Origin of the sequence: Kribbella sp. NBC_00889 (assembly GCF_045207705.1) — a bacterium.
Classification (GTDB): domain Bacteria; phylum Actinomycetota; class Actinomycetes; order Propionibacteriales; family Kribbellaceae; genus Kribbella.
The window spans coordinates 2,726,684-2,750,033 of the sequence record NZ_CP108783.1; the positions used below are offsets into that span (position 1 = coordinate 2,726,684).

Genomic DNA, 23,350 nt, shown 5'->3' on the forward strand with positions numbered 1-23,350 from the left:
GTCCCCGGTTTGACGGTTCAGCGTCAACCGTTGGACTTCGCGATGCAGTCGCAGCAGATGGGGATCCTAGAGATCGATCCTTCGACGAACTGCTTGGTTCTCCGCAGCGGAAACACATTTCTCGACGTCGCCTGGCCCCTAGGCTGGAGTGTCGCAATACGCGGCGGCGAGATCGCCTTGATCGACGCCGCCGGGCAAACGACCCGCAGGCTGGGCGACGAAGTGTGGATCGAGGGAGGCTCCATAGACGCCGACCAGGCCAATGTGGTCCCGTGTACTGGCCGCAAACAGGTATTCGTGGCGTCCGGGAGGTTCCGTGATTCTTGAGTTCCGCCGCCCACCGAAGGCGCATCTCTGACAGCTGCCCGATCCTCCGGCAGCAGCTGTCCGGCGGACGATCCGGGGACTGTGTCCTAGCTTGGGCACCCTCGGACCCCATCACGGCCTCTGTTCGCGCAGAGCCCGGCGTTCGGGCACGTCCGATGTGGGCGGAGCTTGACCTGGTTGGTCAGCTCGTGATCGATTGACGCGCCGGCGGGTGATGGCTGCCCATTGCGCACCGACAGGTCGGTGGCCTGCCTGCCATGCCGATCTCAGTGCCCAGGGATGCGCAGCATCGCCTCCGGCGTCGGCCGCTGGCGGCCGCCCTGGACTCTTACTCCTGCGCTAGGAGCCGGCTGACCTTCCACGACCCGATGACGCTGTCGCGGGTCAGTTCGATGAAAAGTGCGTACTGCTGTGATGCACCGTGCCAGCGGTCGCGGCCGACAGGGTGCACGGTGACGGCGATGGTGCGATCGGCGCGGGTGGTGGTGTCGGGTGGTGCGCCGTCTTCGGTGGCGTCGACGGCGGTGCTGGTGGTGTACGCGCGGTGCTGGATCCAGGTGTTCCATTCCGCGCCGGGCGCGGCGACCGGGCCGAGCTCGAGCAGGCGCGCGAACTCGGAAGTGAGCCATGGCTTGGCCCGGCGTTGGGCGTCGCTGGGGGAGTTGTCGATCGCGGTGTCGTACCGGTAGGTGATCGCGGCGACGGTGGCGGCGACCACGGATGGGTTGAGGGAGTTGACCTGCGATGGCCGGGGGAGCCCGCCGGCCGGTGTCTTGGTCGGGTTGCCTGGAGGGATCGGCTGGGGTGTGATCGGCGTAGTCGATGCACCCGGCGTGCCCACCGACTGCGATGCGGTCGGCGGGGGCTCGGAGTGCTGGCCTTCATTGCCGCCGCACCCGGCGGCGAGAAGGACGACGGCCGCGGCCGCGGCGACGGCTCGGGTGCTCACAAGAACCTCCTGACGGTCCATTGCAGCTTGGACCAGTAGGCGTCGGTGAGGTCGACTTGTTCGACGTTCTTCCCGGTGCGTGGGGCGTGGATCATGGTGCCGTTGCCGGCGTAGATGCCGACGTGATCGATGCCGCCGCCGTGGATCGAGAACGCGATGATGTCGCCGGGGGCCATCGCGGCGAGCTTCGGTTCGACTGGTCGACCGGCGGTGGCTTGGGCGCTGCTGACGCGGGGGATCTGGACGGTGCGGCCGGAGGCGATCCAGATGGCGTGGCGGGTGAGGCTGGAGCAGTCCCAGCCGGGTCCGCGGCCGTCGCGGCCGAGGCCGGTGGGGTGTTCGAGGTCGCCGCCGCCCCACACGTACGGCGTACCCATCCACCGTGCGGCCGCTTTGACCGCGGCGACGTTCCCGGTGCCGCCGGTGGGGAGGGTGACGTCGGCGTACTTGGTCATCAGTTTGCGGATTCGGGCGATGTATTGCTGGGTCTCGACCGGGAGCTGGCTGGGGATTCCGCCGGCATCGAGGACGCGGCCGGTGCCGGCGTTGTAGGCCGCGAGCATCAGGTCGGTCGGGTCACCGGCGATCCGCCCGGACTTGAGGTAGGCGTTGACCTGGGTGAGGAGCTGGCAGTCGTAGCGGGCCTGGGCGTCGATCGCGTCGGCCGGGTCGAACGGGCTGTTGACACCGTTACCGTTCGCGTCGCGCCCGAGCTCGGCCCAGGTGCCCGGCATGAACTGCGACAGACCCTGCGCGCCGACCGGTGATTCGGCGTTCGGGTTCCACTCGGACTCTTGCTCGATCTGGGCCGCGACCAGCGGCGCGGATACTCCTGGGCACACCTTGCCCGCGGCAACGACGAGTTCCTGGTAGGTGGTGGGGACGGTGCCGATCTTCAGCGCCGCGTCGATGATCGAGTCGAGCACACCACTGGGCTGGGTGACGCTGGGAGGAGCGCAGCCTGCGGCGGCAGCGACCAGCATCACCGCCGCCAGGCCGATCAGCCGGTGGCGGATCCGTCCCCCGTGCATACGTCGTCTACTCCTTGCTGTCCGCGGCGGCCGCGACGGTGGCTTGGAGGTCGTGGTGTTGGTCCTGGTTCCAGCGGGTTCTCAGTACGGCGATCACTTCGGACTTCACCAGCCGCCACTGCGCCTTGGTTCCGGTGCCGAGCCGGTAGCCGGGCAGCTCCCCGGCGCGCAGCTGCCGGCGGATCGAGCTGGCCTCGAGTCCGAGGGCTTCGCCGACTTGTTCCGGAGTCAGGCACTCGTCGCCGTAGCGCTCGAAGAGCTTCTCGATTCCGGGGTTCACGGCAACCATCATCGTGCCCATCGGCTCACGATGGGGGCTTTCTGCAACAACATGCACCATTTCGCTCGTAAGGCCTCACGGCTAGGTATTGTGACGCCCGGTGAGCAACAAGGGGTAATCCGGTGATTGAGGAGTCGATGGCCGAACCGGGTCACAACCCCTGGCTGGATCCAGGGGAGAGCATTGCCCCGCAGCCTGATGTAAGGCGACCGCGGATGGTCTCGACTGGACCGGCGCAGCCGCATCCTGGGCTGCAGGCGCAGCTGAGCGGCTTGGCCGTCTCGGCATCCTCACCTGCCCAGGCGCACCCCGAGCCGTCGGCACCTGGGGTGTGGATCGTCGGCGTTCACGGCGGCGCGGGGGAATCGACGATCTCCGAGCTCAGCGCTCTGTTCCGCGAGGCGCATCACCGGTGGCCGCAGCCGCCGCCGTACGGCAGCGTGCTGTGCCTGATGGCGGCCCGCACCAACGCGGCCGGCCTGCACAACGCCCGGGCCGCGGCCCGGGAATGGGCTGCCGGCGCCCAGCCGCACGTCGTCCTGCTCGGCCTGGTGCTGATCCCTGACGCGCCGGGCCGGCTCCCGCGGGAGCTCGCCCGCCAGGTCACGTTGACCAGCGGGGGCGTGCCGCGGGTGTGGCAGCTGCCCTGGGTCGACGCCTGGCGCCTGCACGCCCCCGGCTACACCGCGCTGGACACCACTGATCTGCCCCGCCCGGTGAAGAAGTTGCTCGTCGACCTGGACGAGTTGACCTCGCTCAACATCTCGAAGGAGAACCCCTCGCTATGAGTGCGCTCGTCGCTCTGCAAGAGGCCATCGGGCACCTGGCCCCGCTGGCCGATCCACCCGCCCCGATCCCGAGCGTCGGATCCGGCGCCCCGCCCGGGGGAGCGAAGCTGTCCACGATTCTCGGATGGGCAGCGTGGATCGCGACCGGTCTGTGCCTGCTGGGGATCTTCATCGTGGCCGGGACGATGGCCGTGGCGCACCGCCGCGGCGGTGCCGGTGAGCACGCCGCGGGCCTCGGCTGGGTCCTGGTCGCGTGTGTCCTGATCGGTTCGGCCAGCACGCTGGTCGGGATCCTGGTCTGATGTCGTCGAGGATCACCCCGCCCAGCGCCGATAACGACTCGACCTCGAGACGCCGCTGGACCCTGGTCCTCGCGGCCCTCGTCCTGGTCGTCGTAGTGGTCGGCGCGATCCTTGTCCTGGTCAATCGCGACGACCAGCCCGAGGCAACGCCGCCGCCGACGGCGCAACCGACCGGGTCGACCTCGGCGTCCCAACCCACAGAGCAGCCCTCGGCCACGGCCGGGCCGCAGAAATGCGACCTGCCCGCCGGCCGCCAAACGATCCCGGCGACACCGATCCACGGAGCAACTTGGGATCTGGTCAACCGAGTCGCCGTCCCCGGTGCCAACAACCTCGGGCCACAGCGCACCGACCCCGACGGGGTACGGCGCTGCTTCGCGCACTCACCGACGGGCGCCGTCTACGCGATGTACAACTACTTCGCGGCGATGTCTCCGCCAGGCGACGACTCTGGCGAGATCACCTTCGGAGTACTACGCCGGATCATGACCGCGGGCCCGAACAGGGCTCGATACTTCGACTATCTGCGGAACGCACCCGACCCCGGCAGCAGCGAGGGCGGAGTGCAGTTGGTCGGTTTCAAGGTGCTCGATGCCACTGCAGATCGTGCCACCATGCTGATCGCCGGGCAGGCCGGGGCAGGCTATGTATCAACGACGTGGACCCTAGTTTGGCAAGACGACGACTGGAAGGTCTTGGCGCCGCAGCCAGGTGAGATGGCCGGCGCCCCCTACTCACCGATTGCCGACCTGACTGGGTTCGTGCCGTGGCGGGGTGCCTGATGATCCCGCTGATCCCGAACCCGGTCGACGTAGTCGCGAACGGGGCGACCAATCTTGCCAGCAACTGGCTGGTCGACCTGGCCGGGAAGACCGGTCAGTCCGCGCAGGTGTTCATCGAGAAGTCGGCGACGTTCTGGGTGACCGGGATCAAGACGCCGCAGCTGACGACGGCGACGTCGCAGGACGCCTACAGCCCGGCCAGCACGGTCGGGTATCTGTGGTCGCACCTGCACTGGTACGTGTCGGCGCTGGCGATCTTCTCGATCATCTTCGCGGCCGGGAAGATGGCCTGGCAGCGCAACGGCGCTCCCGCCCGCGAGCTGTTGCAGTCGATCCTGACCCTGGTGGTGGTCTCTGGTGCCGGGGTGGCGGCGATCTCGCTGCTGACGACGGCCAGCGACGAGACTGCGTCGTTCATTCTGAAGGACGCGACGAAGACGCCGGACGGTCAGCCGACGACCTTCCAGACCGCGTTCGGGGCCATGTTCAGTCAGCCGGCCGCGACCGCTCAGACCGCGGTGCTGCTGATTGTCTTGTACGGGCTGATCTTGATCAGCACGTTCGTTCAGATCGCGCTGCTGCTGGTCCGTGGCGGCATGCTGTTCCTGCTGGCCGGGGTGCTGCCGTTGGCGGCCGCGGCGACCAACACCGAGACCGGGCGGCAGTGGTTCCGCAAGTCGGTGGCCTGGACGGTCGCGTTCATCCTCCACAAACCCGTCGCGGCGATCGTGTACGCGACGGCCTTCCAGCTCACCCGCGAAGGGTCTCCCACCGCGGCGCCCGGGGGGCTCGCCCCGGCCTCTGGCGACCAGGTGATCAAGGTCGTCACCGGGCTAGTGATGTGCCTGCTCGCGGTGTTCGCGCTGCCGGCGCTGATGCGGTTCACCAGCCCGGCGGTCGCTGCCGTCGCCGGTGGCAGCGGCGGTGCGGTCGCCACGCTGGGTGGCGCGCTCGGGATGGGCGCCAAGGCCGCGATGGGCCGCTCGTCCGGCTCCAGTTCGAGTAGCGGCGCAGGAGGCGGCCGCCGCGCCGGTGGGTCCGGTGGTGGCGGTTCGGAATCGGCCACCGGCAGCAAGCCGCAGGGCAGCCGCCCGGCCGGAGCCAGCACGAGTCAAGCGGCAGGCAAGACCACGGCCAAGGGCGCGGCCGGTGGCCCGGCGGGGATGGTCGCGGCTGCCGTTGCCCAGGGCATCAAGACGGCGCCGAAGGCCGCGAACGCCGCGGTGAACAACTCCGGCGGCGACTCCGGTGCCGGTGCCTCGGCCGCGAAGACAGCCGGCCCGGGCCGCGGCGGTGGCAGTTCGGGTGCGGCCAGGCCGGGCGCGGCCGGCAGTACCGGTCGCGGCACCCCGCCGTCCAGCTCGTCGACGAAGGAAGGACCGTCCGGTGGCAAACGTAAGTAGCGCTCCTCGTACCTACGGCAACTGGCGCAAGCCGCTGTCGACCGGGCTGGGCAAGCTCGGCCTGCTCGGCACGATCGCGCTGCTGATGCTGTGTGTCGCGGTGGTGTTGGCCCAGCAGCTGGCCGGGCTGGTGTGGGCGATGCTGGTCGCCGCTGTGGGCGGCGGTCTGCTGCTCGGCCTGATCTTGAAGGACAAGCACGACCTGTCGTCGGCGCAGCGGATCGGGCCGCGGCTGGGGTACCGGGTTGCGGCCCGGACCCGTGGGCGTCTGTACCGGTCGGGGCCGATCGGCAAGGCCGGCTGGGGCACCTATCAGCTGCCCGGTCTGCTGGCCGCGACGAAGCTGATCGAGGCCAAGGACTCCTACGACCGGCCGTTCGCGATCGTGTGCTGGCCACGGTTGGGGCACTACGCGATCGTCATCGCGTGCGAGCCTGACGGGGCCGGGCAGGTCGACCAGGAGCAGGTCGACAACTGGGTCGCCGGCTGGAGCGCCTGGCTGACCAGCCTCGGACACGAGGACGGAGTCATCGGCGCCTCGGTGACCGTCGAGACCGCTCCGGACACCGGGTACCGGCTCGGCGCTGAGGTCCGGCACAATGCCGCGCCAGACGCGCCCGCGGTGGCACGGCAGATGCTGGCTGAGGTCGTCGACTCCTACCCGCGCGGCGCGGCGCAGGTGAAGGCGTGGATCACTCTCACGTTCTCGGCGCAGACCCGCACCGGTCGCCGCGTCGACGCCGACGAGATGGCCCTCGAGCTCGGCACAAGGCTGCCGAACCTGACCCAGGGCCTGGCGTCCACCGGCGCCGGGCACGCCCGCCCGACGACCGCGCAGGAACTCTGCGAGATCATCCGCACCGCGTACGACCCGGCAGCCGCCGCGATGATCGACGAGGCGAAGGCCACCGGGGAGCGCGCGAAACTGCGCTGGAGCGACGTCGGCCCGGCCGGCCATCAGGCGTTCTGGGACAAGTACCGCCACGACGGCGCCTGGTCGGTGTCGTGGGCCATGACCATGGCCCCACGCGGTGAGGTCTACGAGACCGTGCTGCAGCCACTGCTCGCGCCGCACAAGGCGATCGACCGCAAACGCGTCACCGTCCTCTACAAGGTCCTCGACCCCGGCCTCGCGGCCCGGATCGTCGAGGCCGACATCCGCGCGAGCACGTTCCGGGTCAACTCGACCGACCGGCCGTCGGCGCGGTTGCAGAACGACCAGGCGGCCGCGGAGAAGACCGCACAGGAAGAGGCCCGCGGCGCCGGCCTGGTCGACTTCGGGCTCCTGGTCACCGCGACCGTCACCGACCCCGCCGCGCTGCCGGACGCGGTCGCGGCGGTCGACCGGCTCGGGTCGCAGTCGCGGTTGCTGCTGCGCCCGGTGTACGGGTCGCAGGATTCGGCGTTCGCGACCGGGCTCCCGCTCGGCATCGTGCCCGAGTCGCACCTGATGGTCCCCGACTCCATCCGCGGGGCCCTGTGAGCATTTGGCGCCGCAGCAGCTCGGCGCGCACCGGGCGGCTGGACCTGGTCGCGAAGCCGCCGCGCCGGCCGCTCGATCCGGGCGGCCGCGGCTGGGCCGCGCCCGGCGCCGGGGCGGCGACCTACGTGCAGGCGCCACCGCGATGGCGCGGCACCTCGATCCAGGTGTGCGGTTTGTGGCCGTTCGCGGTCGGGTCCGGAGCGCCGATGATCGGCGTACCGCTCGGTCGCAGTCTGGTGTCCGACGCGACGATCTGCTGCGACCCGATCAGCTGGTTCATGCGCGCCAAACTGATCCTCAACCCGTCGGCCACGATCCTCGGCAAGCCCGGCCTCGGGAAGTCGACCGTCGTACGCCGCATGGTTCTCGGTCTGGCCGGGTTCGGTGTCCAGCCACTCATCCTGGGCGACCTGAAACCCGACTACCGCGACCTGATCGACGCCCTCGGCGGCCAGGTCATCGACCTCGCGCCCGGCCGCGGCTATCTCAACGTCCTCGACCCCGGCGAGGCGATGGCGGCCTCCGACCGGCTGATCGGGTCTCAGCGCACTTGGTTGATCTCCGACGCGCGGCAGCGCCGCGCCAACACCGTCTCCGGCCTCATCACCATCCTGCGCGCCGGCACCCCGCCTTCTGACCGGGAAGAGTCGGTGATCGGCCGCGCGATGGAGATCCTCGACGAACGCCACCGCGGCGTACCGATCCTCAAAGACCTGCTCCAGGTCGTGAAGGACGCACCCGAGGACGTCCGCGCCGCCGCCCTCGACCGCGGCGACCTCGCCAAGTACCGCGACCTCACCGAAGGGCTCGAGGCGACGCTGACCAGCCTCGCCGAGGGCACCTCCAAACTCGGCTCGATCTTCTCCCGTCCGACCTCGCAGCCGATGCGCCGCGACAGCCCGGTCGCGTTCGACCTGTCCGGTATCGACGACGGCCAGCTTGACCTGCAGGCCGCCGCGCTGCTCGCGTGCTGGTCGAACGGGTTCGCCACCGTCAATGTCTCCCAGGTCCTGGCCGACGCCGGTCTCGAACCCCGCCGCAACTACTTCGTCGTCCTCGACGAACTGTGGCGCGCGCTGCGCTCCGGGCGCGGGATCGTGGACCGGATCGACGCGCTGACCCGGCTCAACCGGCAACGCGGCGTCGGGCAGGTGATGGTGTCCCACACCATGTCCGACCTGCTCGCGCTGCCGGCCGAGGAAGACCGGATGAAGGCCAAGGGCTTTGTCGAGCGCTCCGGCATGGTGATCTGTGGCGGTCTGCCCCGCTCCGAGATGGAACAGCTGAACGAGGTCGTGAAGCTGACCGAGGCCGAGGTCGACATGATCACTTCCTGGCAGGACCCGGCCGCCTGGTCGGCCAACGAGGACGGCGAAGGCGACCCGCCCGGCCTGGGCAACTTCTTGATCAAGGTCGGCGGCCGGACCGGGATCCCGATCCACGTCGACCTCACCCCGGTCGAGCGCGCCCTCAACGACACCAACAAACGGTGGCGCGACGCCGACGCCGTCGCCGAGCTCACCGGCGAGCGGGCCGAGACGCTTACCGAAGAGCCCAGCGCCGACCAGGCGGCAGACCTTGAGGAGGTGTATTGAGCTGTGGTGCAGCGCGAACGCGAACCGAACAGTCTGCTCGCGCCACAGAACCTCGCCGTCGTCCTTCTCGTCGGGATCGTGTTCGTTGCCGGTGCGATCGCGTGGGGATCGCTGAAACTCGGCATGGCCTGGGCCGGTACGACCGGCGACGTGCCGACCAACCCGCTCAACCTGCTGCTGAAACTCGCCGCCGGCGACATCGCCTGGCCGCGGCAAGCCACCTATGCCGCCGCAATCATCGGCGTCGTCGTCGCCCTGGTCGCGACCGTCGTCGTGGTCGCGGTGACCCGTGTTCGGCGCCGCCGCACCCGGGTCGACGCGGCTGCGCGCCATCTCGGCCGCGGCCGCGACATCGAACCCACCTCGCGCGCCGCCGTCGCGGCCACTGCGCAGCGTCTCGGCGTCATCGCCGACACCCCTGGGGTGTTCCTCGGCCGCACCGTTGCCTCCGGCGCCGACGTGTACGGCTCGTACGAGGACATGCTGATCGAGATCGCCGGCCCCCGGACCGGGAAGACCACCTCCCGCGCCGTACCGGCCATCGCCGACGCATCCGGGCCGGTGATCGTGACCTCGAACAAGCGCGACATCCTCGATGCCACCCGCGGCCTGCGCGAGGACGGCGACCAGGGCCAGGACGGTGTCTGGGTGTTCGACCCTCAGCAGGTCGCCGCCGAGCAACCGGCCTGGTGGTGGAACCCGCTGTCGTACGTTGCCGATGACGACACCGCCCGCGAGCTCGCCCAGCACTTCGCGTTCGCCTCCCGCGAGACCGGCGCGCGCACCGATGCCTACTTCGACGGCGCCGGCCTCCAGCTCCTCGCCGGTCTCCTCCTCGCCGCGGCCCGTGGCGGGCAGCCGGTCGGCCGGGTCTACTCCTGGCTCACCGACGTCAACAACACCCAACCGGAGAACCTGCTGCGCGAGCACGGCGACGTCGCGATCGCCGAGACCGTCGAGGCCGTGCGCGCGGCACCGGAGAAGCAGCGCGGTGGCGTGTTCGGCACCGCCCAGCAGATCGCTGGCTGCCTCGGCTCCTCCCGGGTCGCGCCTTGGGTCAACCCCGGCCCCACCCCGCGGCCGGAGTTCAACCCGCACCAGTTCGTACGCCGCGGCGGCACCCTCTACAGCCTGTCCCGCGAGGGCGCCGGGAACGCCGGGCCGCTGGTCACCGCGCTCACCGCTGCCGTCGTCAAAGCCGCCGAGGACTACGCCACCACCTGCCCCGGCGGCCGGCTCCCGGTCCCGATGATCGGCGTCCTCGACGAGGCCGCGAACGTCTGCCGCTGGAAAGACCTCCCCGACCTGTACAGCCACTACGGCTCCCGCGGGATCGTGCTGCTGACGATCCTGCAGTCCTGGGCCCAAGGCGTGGACTGCTGGGGCGAACGCGGCATGGAGAAACTGTGGTCCGCCTCGAACCGCCGCATCTACGGCGGCGGTGTCTCCGACGCCGCGTTCCTCGACCGGCTCAGCAAACTCATCGGCGACCGGGAACTGCTGCGCTCGTCGACGTCGACCAGCAAGCACGGCACCTCGGTCAACCGGCAACTGCAACGCGAACAGATCCTCGACGTCGCCGAGCTCGCCGCCCTCCCCGCCGGCCGCGCGATCGTATTCTCGTCCGGGTCCCGTGCGACCCTGATCAAGTCCATCCCCTGGATGGAACGCCCGTACGCCGACCAGATCCGCGCCTCCCTCGCCCGGTTCGACCCCGGCGCCCGGACCCACATCGCCCCGACCGCCACGCCGCTGCAGGAGCCCTCGTGACGCTGCCCGACACCGAGTGGGACGACGACCCGCAACCCGCGACGGCCGCGCCGGTCGACCCGGCAATGCTCGCGGCCGCGCGGCAGGCGCTGCGCGAGCTCCAGGCCGAGCAGCTAGAGGACGAGGCCGCGGCCGCCGGCGATGCACTCGAAGCCGAGGCCTCGGCCGCGGTGGAGCCCCGGCTGTACTTCGAGAAGCTGCCCGACTTCGTCGACCAGTTCCTCACCAAGGCCTACTCCCGCGACATCCCGGCCAAAGCCACCTGGTGCACCCAATGGTGGAAACACCCCGAAGCGGTGCTGCGGTTGTCCGCGCTCTGGCGCGCCTGGGAAGCACTCCGCCTCGAACCCGGCACCGGGATGAGCCTGTGGTGGCGCGACCACGCCGACCCCCACATGGCCCGACTCCTCGACACCAACGGCCCCTTCAAAGGCTGCACCCGCGACCAACACCAACAAAACGGCAAACTCGAACCCCTGCCATGGGACACGCCACCGCCGGAGCTGTACGACCCGCTCACGTACAGCTGATATCCACTGGCGGCAGAGGACACTCGCCGTTCTCCGATATGTCCGCTCAGTAGAGCGATGGCAGGGTTAGCTGATAGCGCGGAAGATGATCCATGCGCGGGGTATCCAGCTGCGAGGACAGCCTCAGCAACTCCGTGGTGGGGCGAAGAAGCCTCGGAACCGTTCCTGGGTCGTGTCGTCGAACGCCTGCGAGAACTTGTCCGGAGGTAATCGGCCTCGCCGCGGCGGGCACGTTGGATCGCCTCGGCTACGCCCGCCAGACCCGTCGCTGTCCCGTACCAATCAAGCGCGGACAGGTCCGCTTCGGTCAGATCGCGAACGGCAAGTGGTAATACGACCTCGGCCGTATTGGCACCCTGCCAGGTTGGCGGCGGCGAGCGCCAGCGAGTTTGTGCGGATCGCAGTCACGCTGACAGTTGCCTGCGGCCAGCGACTCCCGTTCCTCCAACATCCGGCGGTACCAGTCCGGACCGCCTGCGATTCACAGGCCACGGCTGCCTGTCTGCTGCTGTCTCCGGAGCGCGTCCAACCAGGCCGCAAGACCCTCGAGATCCCGGACATGGTCCTTTCCAACAGAGATCTGCCGCCTCCGGCACTGCGTGACCGGAACGACGGTGACGAGTCCGAACCACTCACGGGAGGCATCTACAGGCCGTCGTGGATCGAGAGGGCGTCGGCGCACCGAGTTGGGGCTTTCGACGGTCTTGACGGTCTCCCAGGTGAGACGTTTCCGGCCGAGCGACACACCGTCCTTGTCCACCACCAGCACAGGCCGGCCAAAGAGCGCCATCCGGACATACCACCAAATCAGCGGTATCAAGGCCGGCGCTGCCACCAGGCAGAACAGTGGCCACCAACGCCAGTTCTGGCGACCGAGGGCGGCCGACACGACCGCCCCGATCTCGTACGTCAACAAGACCCCATAGAGCAGCGCCTTCACGGCAGTGACCCTTCGCCGCGGCGGGACGTTAACCTCGCCTGTCCTCGCCAACTCAGCCGTCCAGCAGGTCACTTCGGTTTCACTCACCACGCCCGCTTCGCCCCCAGATGCCGTGCAGGTCCGGACCTTCCCGCCTGCTGTGCTGATCCTAGAGGTGCCACATCGGTGGAACGGCCGGTTGCTCCGCGGCCGTAATCGCGCCACACCAGGGTGATCTTGTGCCCAGCCGAGGAGCTCAGAAGTGCCATCCATGGCGCCGCGCGAATCACCGTACGGCGGCCGAGACCACAGCGGTCAGGAGCCAGGCTGCTGTCACGGCTAGCTCAAGTCTCGATGGCTGCCGCCAGCTCGACGTAGCGGCAAGGCGGCTACCCCCCGTTGAAAGTGAGGTGTTGCGATCAAGCGCCGCAGTGTTGGCGTCGAAACGCTGTCGGATTGTCATGCTCAAAGAGTTCTCGAGTGCCGCACATCGATAGCGGCGCGTCGTGGTTACTATCTGCGTGTAGGCGCGGTTGGTGTCGACAGCAACGATCTCACTTCGCGGGACTCTGTGAGTCTTCAGGAGGTTCCTGATGGTGACATGATCATCATGCACCTCTACCGAGGGGTACCACCACACGGCCAGCGCGACCTCGGCGCACGCGCCCAGGCTGACTGCAACCAGTGCCGCACCGAGAGGGCCAAACGACTCCCCCGGGGGAAGCGGACCTCGCAGTTCCAACGGATCCGTGAGTATCCAGACACCTGCCAGCATGAACTGCAAGAGCAGGCCAGACACGCGATTGGTCCGATTCCTGTACGGCCTGCTCTCGTCGGGTCGTTGCTTCATCAGGAACGAAAACCAAGCTCGTAGAAGCTGTTTTGGTAGACGGTGCCGATGTCCGCGTGGGCTGTGTTGTTCTGTGCAGCGGCGGCGACCTGTTGGGGGTCGAACGCCCAGACCCCGTCCGTGCCGCGGTCGCAGTCCTCGTGCAGTTCCCAGTGACAAGCACCTTGTTCCGCTGGTCTCGCCACGCCGTGATCAGCGACGAGTACAGGTCCTCTCCCGCCGTAGCAACGCATCCTTAGTCGCTTGCCTTACTCCGCCAGGACGTTGCCTGGACCCTCCCGAGCAGGCACCTCACCTGTCGAACTGAACTCCTCGCTCGACCTCAGCAAGATCTCAAGATCGGTGGTTGCCTCACACAACCTTGACACAAAGGGGATCACTCGCCCGGGTCAGCCCGCCGTGCCAGGATGCGGAGCGCAGCAGGCACTTCCACCCCTGAGGCAAGTCGGTGCCAGTTTCGTTGGTATGACGACAGCCGTAGCTTGCCACCCAGCGCATCACGCTGTGGCTCCCGCATCTTGATCGCTAAAGCCCAGATCGTCATTTGACCAACGACAAAGGCGGCGAACCCCGGCGCTGCGCCGGTGAGCAAGCCGGCAATTAGACCCAAGACCGAGCATGCGAAGGCAACCAAGTAGGCCGCGGCCGCGGCAGGACTTTGCCACCTACTCAGCGGTCCGTTCCCGTGTGGCATGTTCACTCACTCCCAATAGTTTTCCCACGTGCCGTAGCGTCGGGTCCTTGTCTACGTGCAAGGCGGTAGACGATGGCGCACATGATGGCTGCACCGATCCCCAACGCAATCAGAGGACCGGCAGCGGCTCGAAGTTGCCCTCTAGAGGTGGCGGCATCTTCCGGTCGGTTGTTCGAGATGTCGTCGGCCTGGACTAGTACGTCGATCTTCGAACCGCTCCGCAGATCAAGTCTGGCTGCGCTCTGGGAAACGTCGACAACTGTTGTGCGGCCATCTGGCAGGCGGACCTGAGCCTCAAGTGGCACACCGGTACGGCTGGTGTCGGTCACGTGTGTCACGGTCATGGTCATGACCACACCATTACGTTGCAAGGCGGCCTCGGCATCGCGGGCCGCCAGTGCGGATCTCATGACGAGACTGGCGGCGATGAGAGCCAGTAGTGCCAACAAACCGAGTGCGAATGCGAGCTGACCCAGCGACCTAACATTCGTGCGCACGGCGCCCAGCTTACCGACTACGTCCCGTAGTGCCCTGGTCACCATTCCAGGCTCCATCTGCGTCCAAACTTCCTGAAGCTCGGCGTCCAAGAGCTGTACACCTGCTTGCCGCCCCATACACCTCCTGGACGATAACTGAGCCCGACCTCCCAGTCACTCCACACCGCTTTGCGCCGCCGGACCCCAACCGAGCCGTATCCTCCCCAGCCAGCGCCCCCTCCACCACCGATCGACGCCTTCTGTCGATCACGAGCCCGCTTGTTTGCCCAGCCCCAACTGATCCCGGGGGTTGACCAACCATATTGGCGGCTCCTGTTGAAGTTGGTGATGCCGAAGGTACCGCCTTGGAAACTGACTCCGTAGCAGAGCACGGCGCAGCCACCTGCCGAGAATGTGGAGTGCCGGTAATTGTTGCGGGCCCACTTGTAGCCGAATTTGGCGGCCTTCCAGCCGCGACATCCCCACTTCGTCCAGCAACGCCGCTTACCGTCGAGGTCGAAGCTGTTTATCGGATCACTTGGGTAGGTGTAGGCGCTGGCGTTGCCGCCTTTCACTGGATCGGCCGAGGTGAACAGCGCGGCCGCAGCGTTGTAGAGGCGCACGCCCATAAGGGTGAGGCCGGCACCAGTGCTGGCGCGCTGCTTAGCACCGACCCAGCCGTAGCTGATGGTGCCTGTGTTTGCGGTGACGGCCGTGGGGTTGCCGTATTCGTCGCAGCTGTTCCACCCTGCGATGGTTGTTGCTGATGTGCTGCCGGTCGGGAGGTCGACGGTCGTGACGATGTCGCCGTGGTTATTGGCGAGGGTCAGATCCGCGGCGCCCGTCTGATCGACTGTCAGGGCGAGGTCACCGCCGATCAGTTCGGCATAGCGCTGGATGGTGGCGTCTTGGCTAACCCACGTGGGGTTGTCGCTGGTATCGGTGTAGTGGCGGACTGTCTGGGTCGAGCCTGCCGGGGTTGTGACCGTTTCTGTCGATCGTCGGTCCAGAGCGTCGAGAGTGAAGGCTGTGCTCGTGGTTCCCTGGGTAATCACACGTGCCAGGTCGTTGTCGTAGTAGGCGAGTGTGACGTTGCCGTCGGCGGGCTTGGGTGCGTCTGATGCTGGCAGCGTGGTGGTGCGGCCGAGGGCGTCATAGCTGTAGGTGCCGGCGCCATCGGCTCCGGTGACGGGTCGGTCGGCTGTGTCGAAGGCCCGGGTGACTGTAGTGCCTCCGGTGCTGGTGCATGCGCCGTCGGTGCCCGAGGTGGCGGTTGCCTTGGTGAGGCGGTTGTCGTTGCGGTCGAAGCCGTAGGTGCGGGTCACGCAGGGCGCGGCGTTCGGGTCGGTGATGTCGGTGCCGGTGGTGGCGGCGGTGCGGTCCTTGACCTGAGTGAGCCGGCCGGCGTTGTCGTAGCTGTAGGCGCGGTCGTACGGGATGGCGTCGCCGGGTGCGGATCCGGCATCGCCGGTGAACGCCGCGCCGTCGGGTGTCCATTCGTGGGCGACACGGCCCGAGGTGTCGTTGTCGATGGACCAGGACAGCCAGCCGCCGTTGGGGTCGACGGTGGTGGAGCCGTCGTCGTTGACGGTGGTCACCTGCCCGGTGTAGCGCAGACCGCTGGGTTCGCCGGCGTTGTCGATGTCGTTGTACTGGGTGACGCCGCCGGGCAATTTCTCCACGGTCATGGAGCCGTCGGAGTCGTAGGCGCCGGTGGAGGTCCAGGTGGAGCCAGCGGTGGTGACGTCGACCTTGGTGGTCAGTCCGCGGCGCTCGGGTTTGCCGGCGGCATCGATCCCGTCGTACGTGTAGGTGGTGGAGCCATTAGCGTCGGTAATCGTCTTGGTCCGGCCAGCAGCGTCGTAGACCGTGGTGGTCGCGGTTTCACCGGAGGGCTGGTAGCTGGTTTGGCGGCCCCAGGTGTCGTACCCGGTGGTGATGGTGCCCGCGGTGGAGCCGTCGGCGTTCTTGGCCGTGATGACGGTCGGTTGTCCGCTCGTCGAGTCGTAGGTGGTGACCTTCTCGGTGTTCGGGGTCGAGCCGGCCAGTCCGGTCACGGTGGTCTTGGTCGATGCTGTGCGGCCGTCGAGCAGGTAGGTCGTCGTGCTCGTCCGCGTCACGCTGCCCGAAGTTTCGGTGACGGTCTTCGGCGCCAGCAGGTAGGTGAACGCCGACGTCGTGGTCGACGGCAGCGTCCCGGTCGCGCCGGTCGGAGCCGCGGCCGGGTCGGTCTTGCAGACCAGGCCAGCCCACTGCGGCTTATCCCCACACTCGCCGTTGGCTGCGGCGGTGTAGTAGACGGTCCTGGTGGTCCCGGCGTCGGCACCGTTCGAGCCCGGCTGGCGGGTTTCGATGGCGCGGCCTTCGGTGTCGTAGCGGGTGAGTTTGACGATGTCGCCGGTGCTGTTGGTGCCGTTGACGTCGACGTCGGTGATGGTCTTGCCGGGCAGGCTGAGTGCCCAGCCGTCGGCATCGCCGGTCACCGGTGCGGCGTAGTCGGTGAGGGTCTGGCCGGTGATCTCGAGATCCGCGCCGGTGCCCGGGTCTTGCGCGTAGGACGTCTCGGTCGTGGCGAGGCGGTACGGCAGCGACGTGTCGGGGTTGATCCCGTTGTTGGGCGCGCCCTGGTCGAAGCCGGTGTGGGTGTGCGGGCGGATCCACGCGACGGTGCCGTCCTTCAACGCCGCGTACCGGGCCGGGCCGTAGGTGTCGGTCACCAGCGTCCCGGCCGGCGTCACGACCGCGCCGGCGTTGGTGATGTCGACGTTGTAGACCGTGACCGAGGCGAGCTGGTCGACCGTCGCGCCAGACGGCATCGTGTCGTCGATGACCGCGCGGAGCGCACGTTCATCCAGTTCGCGGACGACGTTGCCCTGGGCGTCGTAGTCGGTGGAGGTGTATTGCCAGTTCCCGGCGCCGTATTTGGCGGTGTTGACCGTGTAGCCGTTGTCGTCGGTGTATTGCAGGTCGGCGTATTGCCAATCGTCCGCGGTCGGTGCGCCACTCAACGGGTGATCCGGTCCGAAGACGGCGAAGCCGTGGGTGGGCGTGGCCCTCTGATTCCAGCGGGCCACCGACGTCGAAGAAAGGTCTGGGAGGCCGGTCCCGGACAGTGGGACGTTGCCGTACACGTACTTGGCCAGGGTGGCGGTGCCGCCGGCTGGGTCGCCGGTGGGGCGGTCGCGGGTGACGGAGTCGAGCTTCTCGGTGTCGCCGTTGGGCAGGTAGTTGAGCTGGTAGGGGACCTGGCCGGGCGGCTTGATCGTGGTCAGGTGGTTGGCGGCGTTGTAGGTGTATTGGGTGGAAAGGCCGGAGCGGGGGTCGGTCACGGTGGCCAGGCGGCCGGAGGTGTCGTAGGTGTAGGTGGCGACGTTGATGGAGTCCATGCCGGCGCCGCCGGTCTTGTCGGGGTTGTAGATGTCCAGCCACGCGTTCACCAGCCGCCCGGCCGCGGCTCCGGTGGTGCCGTAGTCGAATCGCAGCGCGCGGCAGCCGGGGTTGAGGGCGCCGGTGGCCGGGCAGGTGACACTGGGTGGGGCGGGTGCGAGGATCCGCGAGACCCGGCCGGCGGCGTCGTAGGAATAGGTCGTTTTGCCGGCGATGCCGGGCTCGGCGATGCCGGCCGGGTTGAACAGCGTGTCGGCGGTCGCGACCGGCGCCGCGGCGGGGGTCCAGGTGGTGATGGTGCCGTCGTCTTCGGTGTACGACAGCGTGGTCGACGTGCCGGTGCCGGTGATGGTGAGCTTCGATGCGTCGAGTGAGGTGTCTTCATCGGCCGGCGCCCAGGTCCCGGTCGTGAACGCGGCGCTGGTGCGGCGTCCGGTCGGTGACTCATACACCAGCGCGGTGCCGTCGCCGTCGACGAGTGCGATGGTGCCGTCGATGCGGGTGTTGTCGACGACCTCCAGGCCGGCCGCGCCGGCGTCGGCGCCGTCGAACTGCGCGACCCAGCCCGGTCCGAACACACCGTTGACGGTGTTCGCGGGGCCGGCGTAGGTGGCGTGCGAGCGGGAGATCGACAGGTCGCCGGTGTAGCCGGGCACCGTGATGTCGGTGCTGTCGGTGTTGAATTCGCCGGTCCACAACGCGACCTGCCCCGGGCCGGCGTCGCTGGTGGGGTAGCCGTTGCCGAAGGCGTGCGGGACCCGCAGCACGCTTGACTTGGTTTCGGTCCAGGTGCACTGGGTTGCGGTGGAGTAGGTGAAGCAGACCTGGATGTCGATCAGGTTCGGGATCCGGTTGTTCAGTTGGACGTCGTCGCTGGTGGCGGTGGTTCCGGCTGTGTCGGTGACCGCGGTGTTGGTGTCCCACAGTTGGTCGACCTTGTAGCCGAGGGTGCCGTTCGGGGTCACGCTCAGCGCGGGGCCGTCGGTCCAGCCGACCAGTTCGCTGCTGCCGGAGCCGGCGCGGCGCCACTTCACCGTCGCCGTCGGCGCCCCACCGGTCTGGGCGGGCGGCGCGGTGGCCGCGATCCGCACCGTGTCGGTTGTGGTGGTGCGCGGGTTGGGCGCGGGTGCGCTCAGCTTCGCCGAGCCCCACCCGAAGCCGTAGCTGGTGGTGGACGACAGCTTGCCGGTCGGGGATTCCGAGCGGGCGGTGATCTGGTGCGCGCCCCGGCTCGACGCGGGGATTGTGACGGTGGTGCTGGTGGTGCCGCCGGTGAACGGCGGCATCACCTTCACCTGGCCCGCGACCGTGCCGCCGGTGCCGCCGCCGTACGGCTTGGCGTCCAGGGTGAGCCGGAAGTAGCCCGGCACGCTGTAGCTCGACCCGCTGGTGGTCGCCGATACGGTGCACACCACGTTCTGGGTCGGGTCGGTGTCGGTCCACGTCCCGTTGGTGTACGGGGCGGGGCACGACACGGTCGGCGCGACCGGGGTACCGGCTGCGGTGCGGATCGGGGTCCAGCTGGAGTAGTTCCCGAACAGCATCACGTTGCCGCCGGTGTCCATGTCCCCGGCCCGCGACCGCACATACAGCTGGGTGTTGTCCGGCAACGTGCCCGGCGCACAGCCGGCCTCGGTCGCCGACGCCACGGCCTGCGAACCACACGACGCGACCTGCGAGCCGGCCGAGCCGTCGGTGGAGGTGTGGAAGTAGAAGAAGTACCGTACCTGGTTGCCGTCGGCGTCGCTGGCCGTCGACGACACCCACGGAGTCAGGTCAGACGTGTACGACAGCGTGGAGCCGCCGGGGGCGGCGTAGGAGACCGCGGACCAGACCTTCGGTGCCGTGGTCTGCGACGGCGCCCGGTTATAGGTGATCAACACGTTGGGAGGGTAGGAGCCCTCGTTGGAGTGGAACCTCTTCCACGAGCCGGAGTCGTTCTCGTTCGCCGCGACCAACGCGACCGCGACCGTCGAGGCCGGCGACGCCTGCCACCCCGTGTACAGCGCCGACGCCAGCGGGACGGTCACCTTGGCGCCCGGGCAGGCCGAGCTGTAGCCCTTGGCGACCTGCACGGATCCCGACACGGTCGAGGAGTACGACGGTTGCGCGCTCCACCGCGACGCCGTCGAGGCCAGGTCCGAGGAGTGCACCTCGAACGTGGTCGGCGTACACGACGCGGAGTAGGTTTCCCACAGTTGCAGCACCGCCGAGCGGATCTGCTTGTTCTTGAACGGCGCGGTCGCGAAATGCACAAACGACCGTGCCTTCACTGAGCCGCCGTTGTAAGTGCCCAGCTTCAGTTCAGGCGACGCCGACTGATCCGTGGTGTAGTCCGACTGCACCCAGGTATCGAAGGTGTTGTACGCCGTCTGCACCGCATACGTCGGATCCACGGTGACCGGGAACGCCCGGTCCGGGGCGAGGAACCACGTCGGGTCGGGGGTGATCACCAGCGTCGCCTGCCCCTGCGTCACTTGCTCCACCGTGACCGATACCTTCGCCCGGTTCGCCGGTTCACCACTGTCCGGATCGATCACTGCGTCCCACATGTAGGCGACTGGGATCCGCGACCGGACGACGTTCTGCGCATCGACGAAATCGATCGACCCATCGCCCTGCGGCTTCGCGGTCAGACCCTTCGTCCGCAACGGGATCCGCCACACCGGCGCCACACCATCAGCCGGGCGCTGCTTCACCACGAAATCGGACTCGAAGCCCGACCGGCGGGCACTCAGCACCAGGTCGACGCCCGGCTGTACGTCGGCGTACGTCGCCTTCGTCCCCTCGATGCTCGGCTCCGGCAGCATCCACGGCGCCAGCCACTCCACCTGCCGCCCCGAACCCGCCAGCGCGGACGCGAACACCCCTCCAGTCGCGCCACTGCGCTTCCCGAGCTGCAGCCCGTAAGCGTGACCGCGCGGCGCGACCATCCCGTCAGCACCCTTCACCAGATCCAGGTCAATCGGCTGCCACACACCGGACGCATCCTTGAACCGGATCGGCGCAGCGTTCGCCTCCGTCGACATCGTGCCGTCCGCGTTCACCCACGTCGTGTCCGTCTCCGTACGCAGCGACTCCACCTCGACCTTGGAGCCCTGCGAACGAGCACTCACCACCGCGGACACCAGATCCGGCCGCGACGCCACCCTCGGCGCAGCCGGCTTCGGATCCGCCGCCGGCGCGGCCAGAGCCGGTTCACGACCCTCCAACCCCGTCACCACGACAGCAAACGACACAGCGACAGCCACCCACCGCGAAAACGTCCGTACGCGGGCACGCCGAAAACCACCCAAACCAAACACGATGACCCACCCCTGACACCAGCCCAGGACAAGGACGGCGACTAGGCGGGTCACCGCACCGGCTGGCGACGGTTACATCGCGCATCACGTCACGTTGTTACACCGACACTCAGAGGCACGGAACCCATTGACGAGAGCACGCGCCTCGCTGTACAAGCAGCTGCCGGCCGCCGCCGACCACATCGCTCAGAGCACGTGGGACGTGCAGAACGTGCAACAGGACAGACGCCAGATCCCTCGTGACGCTGCCCGACACCGAATGGGACGACCCGCAACCCGCCGCAGCCGAGACACCAGTCGACCCGGCTGGAGCTCGAGGCCGCGCGGCAAGCGCTGCGCGAGCTCCAGCCGGACCGCGCGGCGCCCTCGACGAAGGTTCCCGCCGCCGGCTCTACGGACAGCAGACCCAGCCCGATCCGGTGGCGTCGGGCCGCCAGCCGTTCCGCTCCAGGATCTCGCAGCTCGGCGCGGGCAGTCCGGCCTCGTTGTTGTCGAGCGCCATCATCGAGGTCGCCAGTCAGGATCGGACCCGGTCGCCGCACGCAAGGCGGGCCATGACGTAGACCCGGTGCGGCTGACAGCGCACGCAGTGCCGGCTCTTCACCGCCGTGCCCAGGCGGTCCCCATAGGCTGCCCACCAGACGGTGGCGAGGTCCTCGCGGAGCCGGGCGTCCTGGTAGGCCCGGAACTCCCGACCGCGTCCTCACGGACAAAGCCACTCTGTCCCATGCTGGTCGCTCGTCACAAAGCCGCCATGCTGTCCCCGGCTCGTGAGCGGTTCTTAAGCTTTCTCACTGGGGCAGATCAGCTTGCTTCATGTTGTAGATCAGGCGGTTGCGGACACCGACGAGGACGGATTGGGTGTAGCTGACGCGCTGAGGCTGGGCATCTCCTCGCATTGCGTAGCGTAGTCGGGTCCGGTCGATGACCGGCACGGCGCCAAGTCCTAGGATCGCCGCCTCGGTTTCGGACGCGTTCCGAGCTGTTATCGCGTCTTCCCAACCCACTCGTGTCCAGCCAAGGCCGTGCAGGAAGTCGTCGCCGAGATCGTCAATCACCGTGGGTTCGGAGCCGACAAGGCGGCAGGGGTAGTACGTGTCCTCCAGCTCGGTCGGTACCGCGTTTGTGAGCCGAACCGTCCGTCGGTGAAGGACCTGCTGTCCGAGTTTGAGATCGAGCCGATCTGCGATCTCCGCCGAGGCGGTTTCAATGTCGGTCTCGGCCTGCTGAGTCGCATTCAGGCCGACCTGGCCGGCTGACTCACGAAACTGCCTGTCCGGGTTCGGAAGGGGCTTCAGGTAGTTGACGGATGCAGATGTGACGTGGCTCTGCGCAGGTGGCCTGCCTACTGCGGCGCCGGATGGGCCGCCGTCGGTGATCAGGCCGCTGGTGCGTAGGTGGGCGATCGCCAGCCGCAGCTCCTCCGACGAGGCCTTGTAGCGATTGGCTAGGACCTCGTCGGGGGGCAGGGGTTGGCCGGGGGACAGATCCCCGGCCGCGATGCTGCGCTGGATGAGGCGGGCGACGACCTGGTGTCTTGGTGGCATTTGCCGCTCCTATGCTGCCGTTCGACCACGATAACGACGCCCACCAAGAGCCGATTCGGCAGCCGTATCCGTCTATCGAGCGGTAACAACTGTGGCCGCTCGCTGCAGCCGGGCCAAGTTCGCCTGTCGTAAGAGTTCGAGAGCTGCCTTGTTTCTTTGGATCATCACCTCCTGATATGCGGCCTCCACGGCGGCCCAGGTCCCGATCACATTGTGTTTTTGTTTGCAGGACGCATCGGCCGTCGCCGTCCTGATCTGGAGCGGGGACATCTCACGGACGAGGTTGCGGTCCCGGCTGGACTCCAGTGGGGTTCGATAGCTGAAGCCGGCGCTCTTCATACAATCTGACCAGCGCGCGAAGACCTGCTCGACTCGATAGTCGGCGCTGGACTGCTCCCAGCTCTTCATCCCCATGGATTGGGCGATGTCGGGCACCACCTGACCTCCTGTGAGAGCCCTCTGAGCCTCACCCGCACAGCCACCCGCTGGGACACGCTTGCCGTTGACACTCGTCGTTCCTTCACCAGACAGGAGAGCGGCAACTTTCGGGGCGTTGTCCTGCGCGGGCATTGGAGCCCGGGCGTTAGTTGTACCGGGTAGGCGGTAGCCATAGCGGCGAGCTTGTGCCGGATCAGTGATGCCGTAGCGGCGTTGGTTCCTCGTTTCCATTCCGCCGTCTTGGAAGCTGCGGGCTGGATAGTTGACGCCAAAGCGCTGCATGCAGCGGTAGAGGAGGATTCCGCGAGCGTCGCTCAGGAGACGGTAGTCCTTCAGCGAAAACATGTACCGGTCGAGCGGCAGCTGCAGATGTTTGGTGTCTGACATTGCCGTGACCGAGGCCGGAGGAGGAGGTGCCTCGCTAGGTCGCTCATTGTGCTGAGCGGCGCAGCCGACGCTGCTGCCGATCATCGCTGCACACGCCAGGAGGCGTG

At 68.1% G+C, this 23,350-nt stretch carries 19 protein-coding genes; 9 read left to right on the plus strand and 10 right to left on the minus strand.

Annotated features, from left to right (window positions below):
- The first annotated feature begins 30 nt into the window (after positions 1-30).
- Positions 31-327: a hypothetical protein gene (locus OG817_RS13165; RefSeq protein WP_406054492.1), complete on the plus strand. Its 297-nt coding sequence runs from the start codon at positions 31-33 to the stop codon at positions 325-327.
- A gap of 328 nt (positions 328-655) precedes the next feature.
- Here OG817_RS13165 and OG817_RS13170 read toward each other — a convergent pair whose 3' ends face one another.
- From OG817_RS13170 to OG817_RS13180, 3 genes are read right to left on the minus strand one after another with little or no spacing between them, the layout of a single operon-like run.
- Positions 656-1,276 carry a hypothetical protein gene (locus tag OG817_RS13170; RefSeq protein WP_406054494.1) on the minus strand — a complete coding sequence of 207 codons (621 nt, stop codon included), beginning with the start codon at positions 1,274-1,276 and terminating at the stop codon, positions 656-658.
- Entirely contained in the window at positions 1,273-2,307 is a 1,035-nt protein-coding gene (locus tag OG817_RS13175) for an NlpC/P60 family protein (RefSeq protein WP_406054496.1), read from the minus strand. The genes OG817_RS13170 and OG817_RS13175 overlap by 4 nt, the downstream gene beginning before the upstream one ends.
- A 7-nt stretch (positions 2,308-2,314) precedes the next feature.
- Positions 2,315-2,608, minus strand: a complete 294-nt coding sequence (locus OG817_RS13180; protein ID WP_406054498.1) for a helix-turn-helix domain-containing protein — start codon at positions 2,606-2,608, stop codon at positions 2,315-2,317.
- A gap of 194 nt (positions 2,609-2,802) precedes the next feature.
- On the opposite strand from OG817_RS13180, the gene OG817_RS13185 reads away from it, so the two are divergent.
- Genes OG817_RS13185 through OG817_RS13220 form a run of 8 tightly spaced genes read left to right on the plus strand, consistent with a single transcriptional unit; the run spans position 2,803 to position 11,240 of the window.
- Positions 2,803-3,375, plus strand: a complete 573-nt coding sequence (locus OG817_RS13185) for a DUF6668 family protein (RefSeq protein WP_406054500.1) — start codon at positions 2,803-2,805, stop codon at positions 3,373-3,375.
- On the plus strand, positions 3,372-3,677 hold the full coding sequence (locus OG817_RS13190) for a conjugal transfer protein TrbC (RefSeq protein ID WP_406054502.1): 306 nt from the start codon (positions 3,372-3,374) through the stop codon (positions 3,675-3,677). The genes OG817_RS13185 and OG817_RS13190 overlap by 4 nt, the downstream gene beginning before the upstream one ends.
- The gene (locus tag OG817_RS13195) at positions 3,677-4,459 is read left to right on the plus strand and encodes a hypothetical protein (RefSeq protein ID WP_406054504.1); all 783 of its coding nucleotides are present in this window, start codon (positions 3,677-3,679) and stop codon (positions 4,457-4,459) included. Before OG817_RS13190 ends, OG817_RS13195 begins: the two co-directional genes overlap by 1 nt.
- Positions 4,459-5,862, plus strand: coding sequence for a hypothetical protein (locus OG817_RS13200; protein ID WP_406054506.1), 1,404 nt, complete (start codon positions 4,459-4,461; stop codon positions 5,860-5,862). Before OG817_RS13195 ends, OG817_RS13200 begins: the two co-directional genes overlap by 1 nt.
- On the plus strand, positions 5,846-7,345 hold the full coding sequence (locus OG817_RS13205) for an SCO6880 family protein (protein ID WP_406054508.1): 1,500 nt from the start codon (positions 5,846-5,848) through the stop codon (positions 7,343-7,345). The genes OG817_RS13200 and OG817_RS13205 overlap by 17 nt, the downstream gene beginning before the upstream one ends.
- Positions 7,342-8,940 (plus strand): ATP/GTP-binding protein, encoded by a 1,599-nt coding sequence (locus OG817_RS13210; RefSeq protein ID WP_406054510.1) that lies wholly within the window; start codon positions 7,342-7,344, stop codon positions 8,938-8,940. The genes OG817_RS13205 and OG817_RS13210 overlap by 4 nt, the downstream gene beginning before the upstream one ends.
- Before the next feature lie 3 nt (positions 8,941-8,943).
- Positions 8,944-10,710, plus strand: coding sequence for a type IV secretory system conjugative DNA transfer family protein (locus OG817_RS13215; RefSeq protein WP_406054512.1), 1,767 nt, complete (start codon positions 8,944-8,946; stop codon positions 10,708-10,710).
- Complete coding sequence (locus tag OG817_RS13220) at positions 10,707-11,240, plus strand: DUF4913 domain-containing protein (RefSeq protein ID WP_406054514.1); 534 nt, start codon at positions 10,707-10,709, stop codon at positions 11,238-11,240. Before OG817_RS13215 ends, OG817_RS13220 begins: the two co-directional genes overlap by 4 nt.
- A gap of 481 nt (positions 11,241-11,721) precedes the next feature.
- Here OG817_RS13220 and OG817_RS13225 read toward each other — a convergent pair whose 3' ends face one another.
- From OG817_RS13225 to OG817_RS13255, 7 genes are all read right to left on the minus strand, one after another.
- Positions 11,722-12,180 carry a hypothetical protein gene (locus OG817_RS13225; protein ID WP_406054516.1) on the minus strand — a complete coding sequence of 153 codons (459 nt, stop codon included), beginning with the start codon at positions 12,178-12,180 and terminating at the stop codon, positions 11,722-11,724.
- A 265-nt stretch (positions 12,181-12,445) separates the two neighbouring features.
- Entirely contained in the window at positions 12,446-13,009 is a 564-nt protein-coding gene (locus OG817_RS13230) for a PH domain-containing protein (RefSeq protein WP_406054518.1), read from the minus strand.
- Complete coding sequence (locus tag OG817_RS13235) at positions 13,009-13,194, minus strand: hypothetical protein (protein WP_406054520.1); 186 nt, start codon at positions 13,192-13,194, stop codon at positions 13,009-13,011. Before OG817_RS13235 ends, OG817_RS13230 begins: the two co-directional genes overlap by 1 nt.
- Positions 13,195-13,705: 511 nt before the next feature.
- Positions 13,706-14,200: a hypothetical protein gene (locus OG817_RS13240; RefSeq protein ID WP_406054521.1), complete on the minus strand. Its 495-nt coding sequence runs from the start codon at positions 14,198-14,200 to the stop codon at positions 13,706-13,708.
- 38 nt (positions 14,201-14,238) lie between these two features.
- A complete protein-coding gene (locus OG817_RS13245) occupies positions 14,239-20,787 on the minus strand; it encodes a DUF6531 domain-containing protein (protein WP_406054523.1) in 6,549 nt (2,182 codons plus the stop codon).
- Between the two features lie 875 nt (positions 20,788-21,662).
- The gene (locus OG817_RS13250) at positions 21,663-22,418 is read right to left on the minus strand and encodes a GntR family transcriptional regulator (protein ID WP_406054525.1); all 756 of its coding nucleotides are present in this window, start codon (positions 22,416-22,418) and stop codon (positions 21,663-21,665) included.
- Between the two features lie 72 nt (positions 22,419-22,490).
- The gene (locus OG817_RS13255) at positions 22,491-23,243 is read right to left on the minus strand and encodes a hypothetical protein (protein WP_406054528.1); all 753 of its coding nucleotides are present in this window, start codon (positions 23,241-23,243) and stop codon (positions 22,491-22,493) included.
- Positions 23,244-23,350 lie beyond the last annotated feature (107 nt).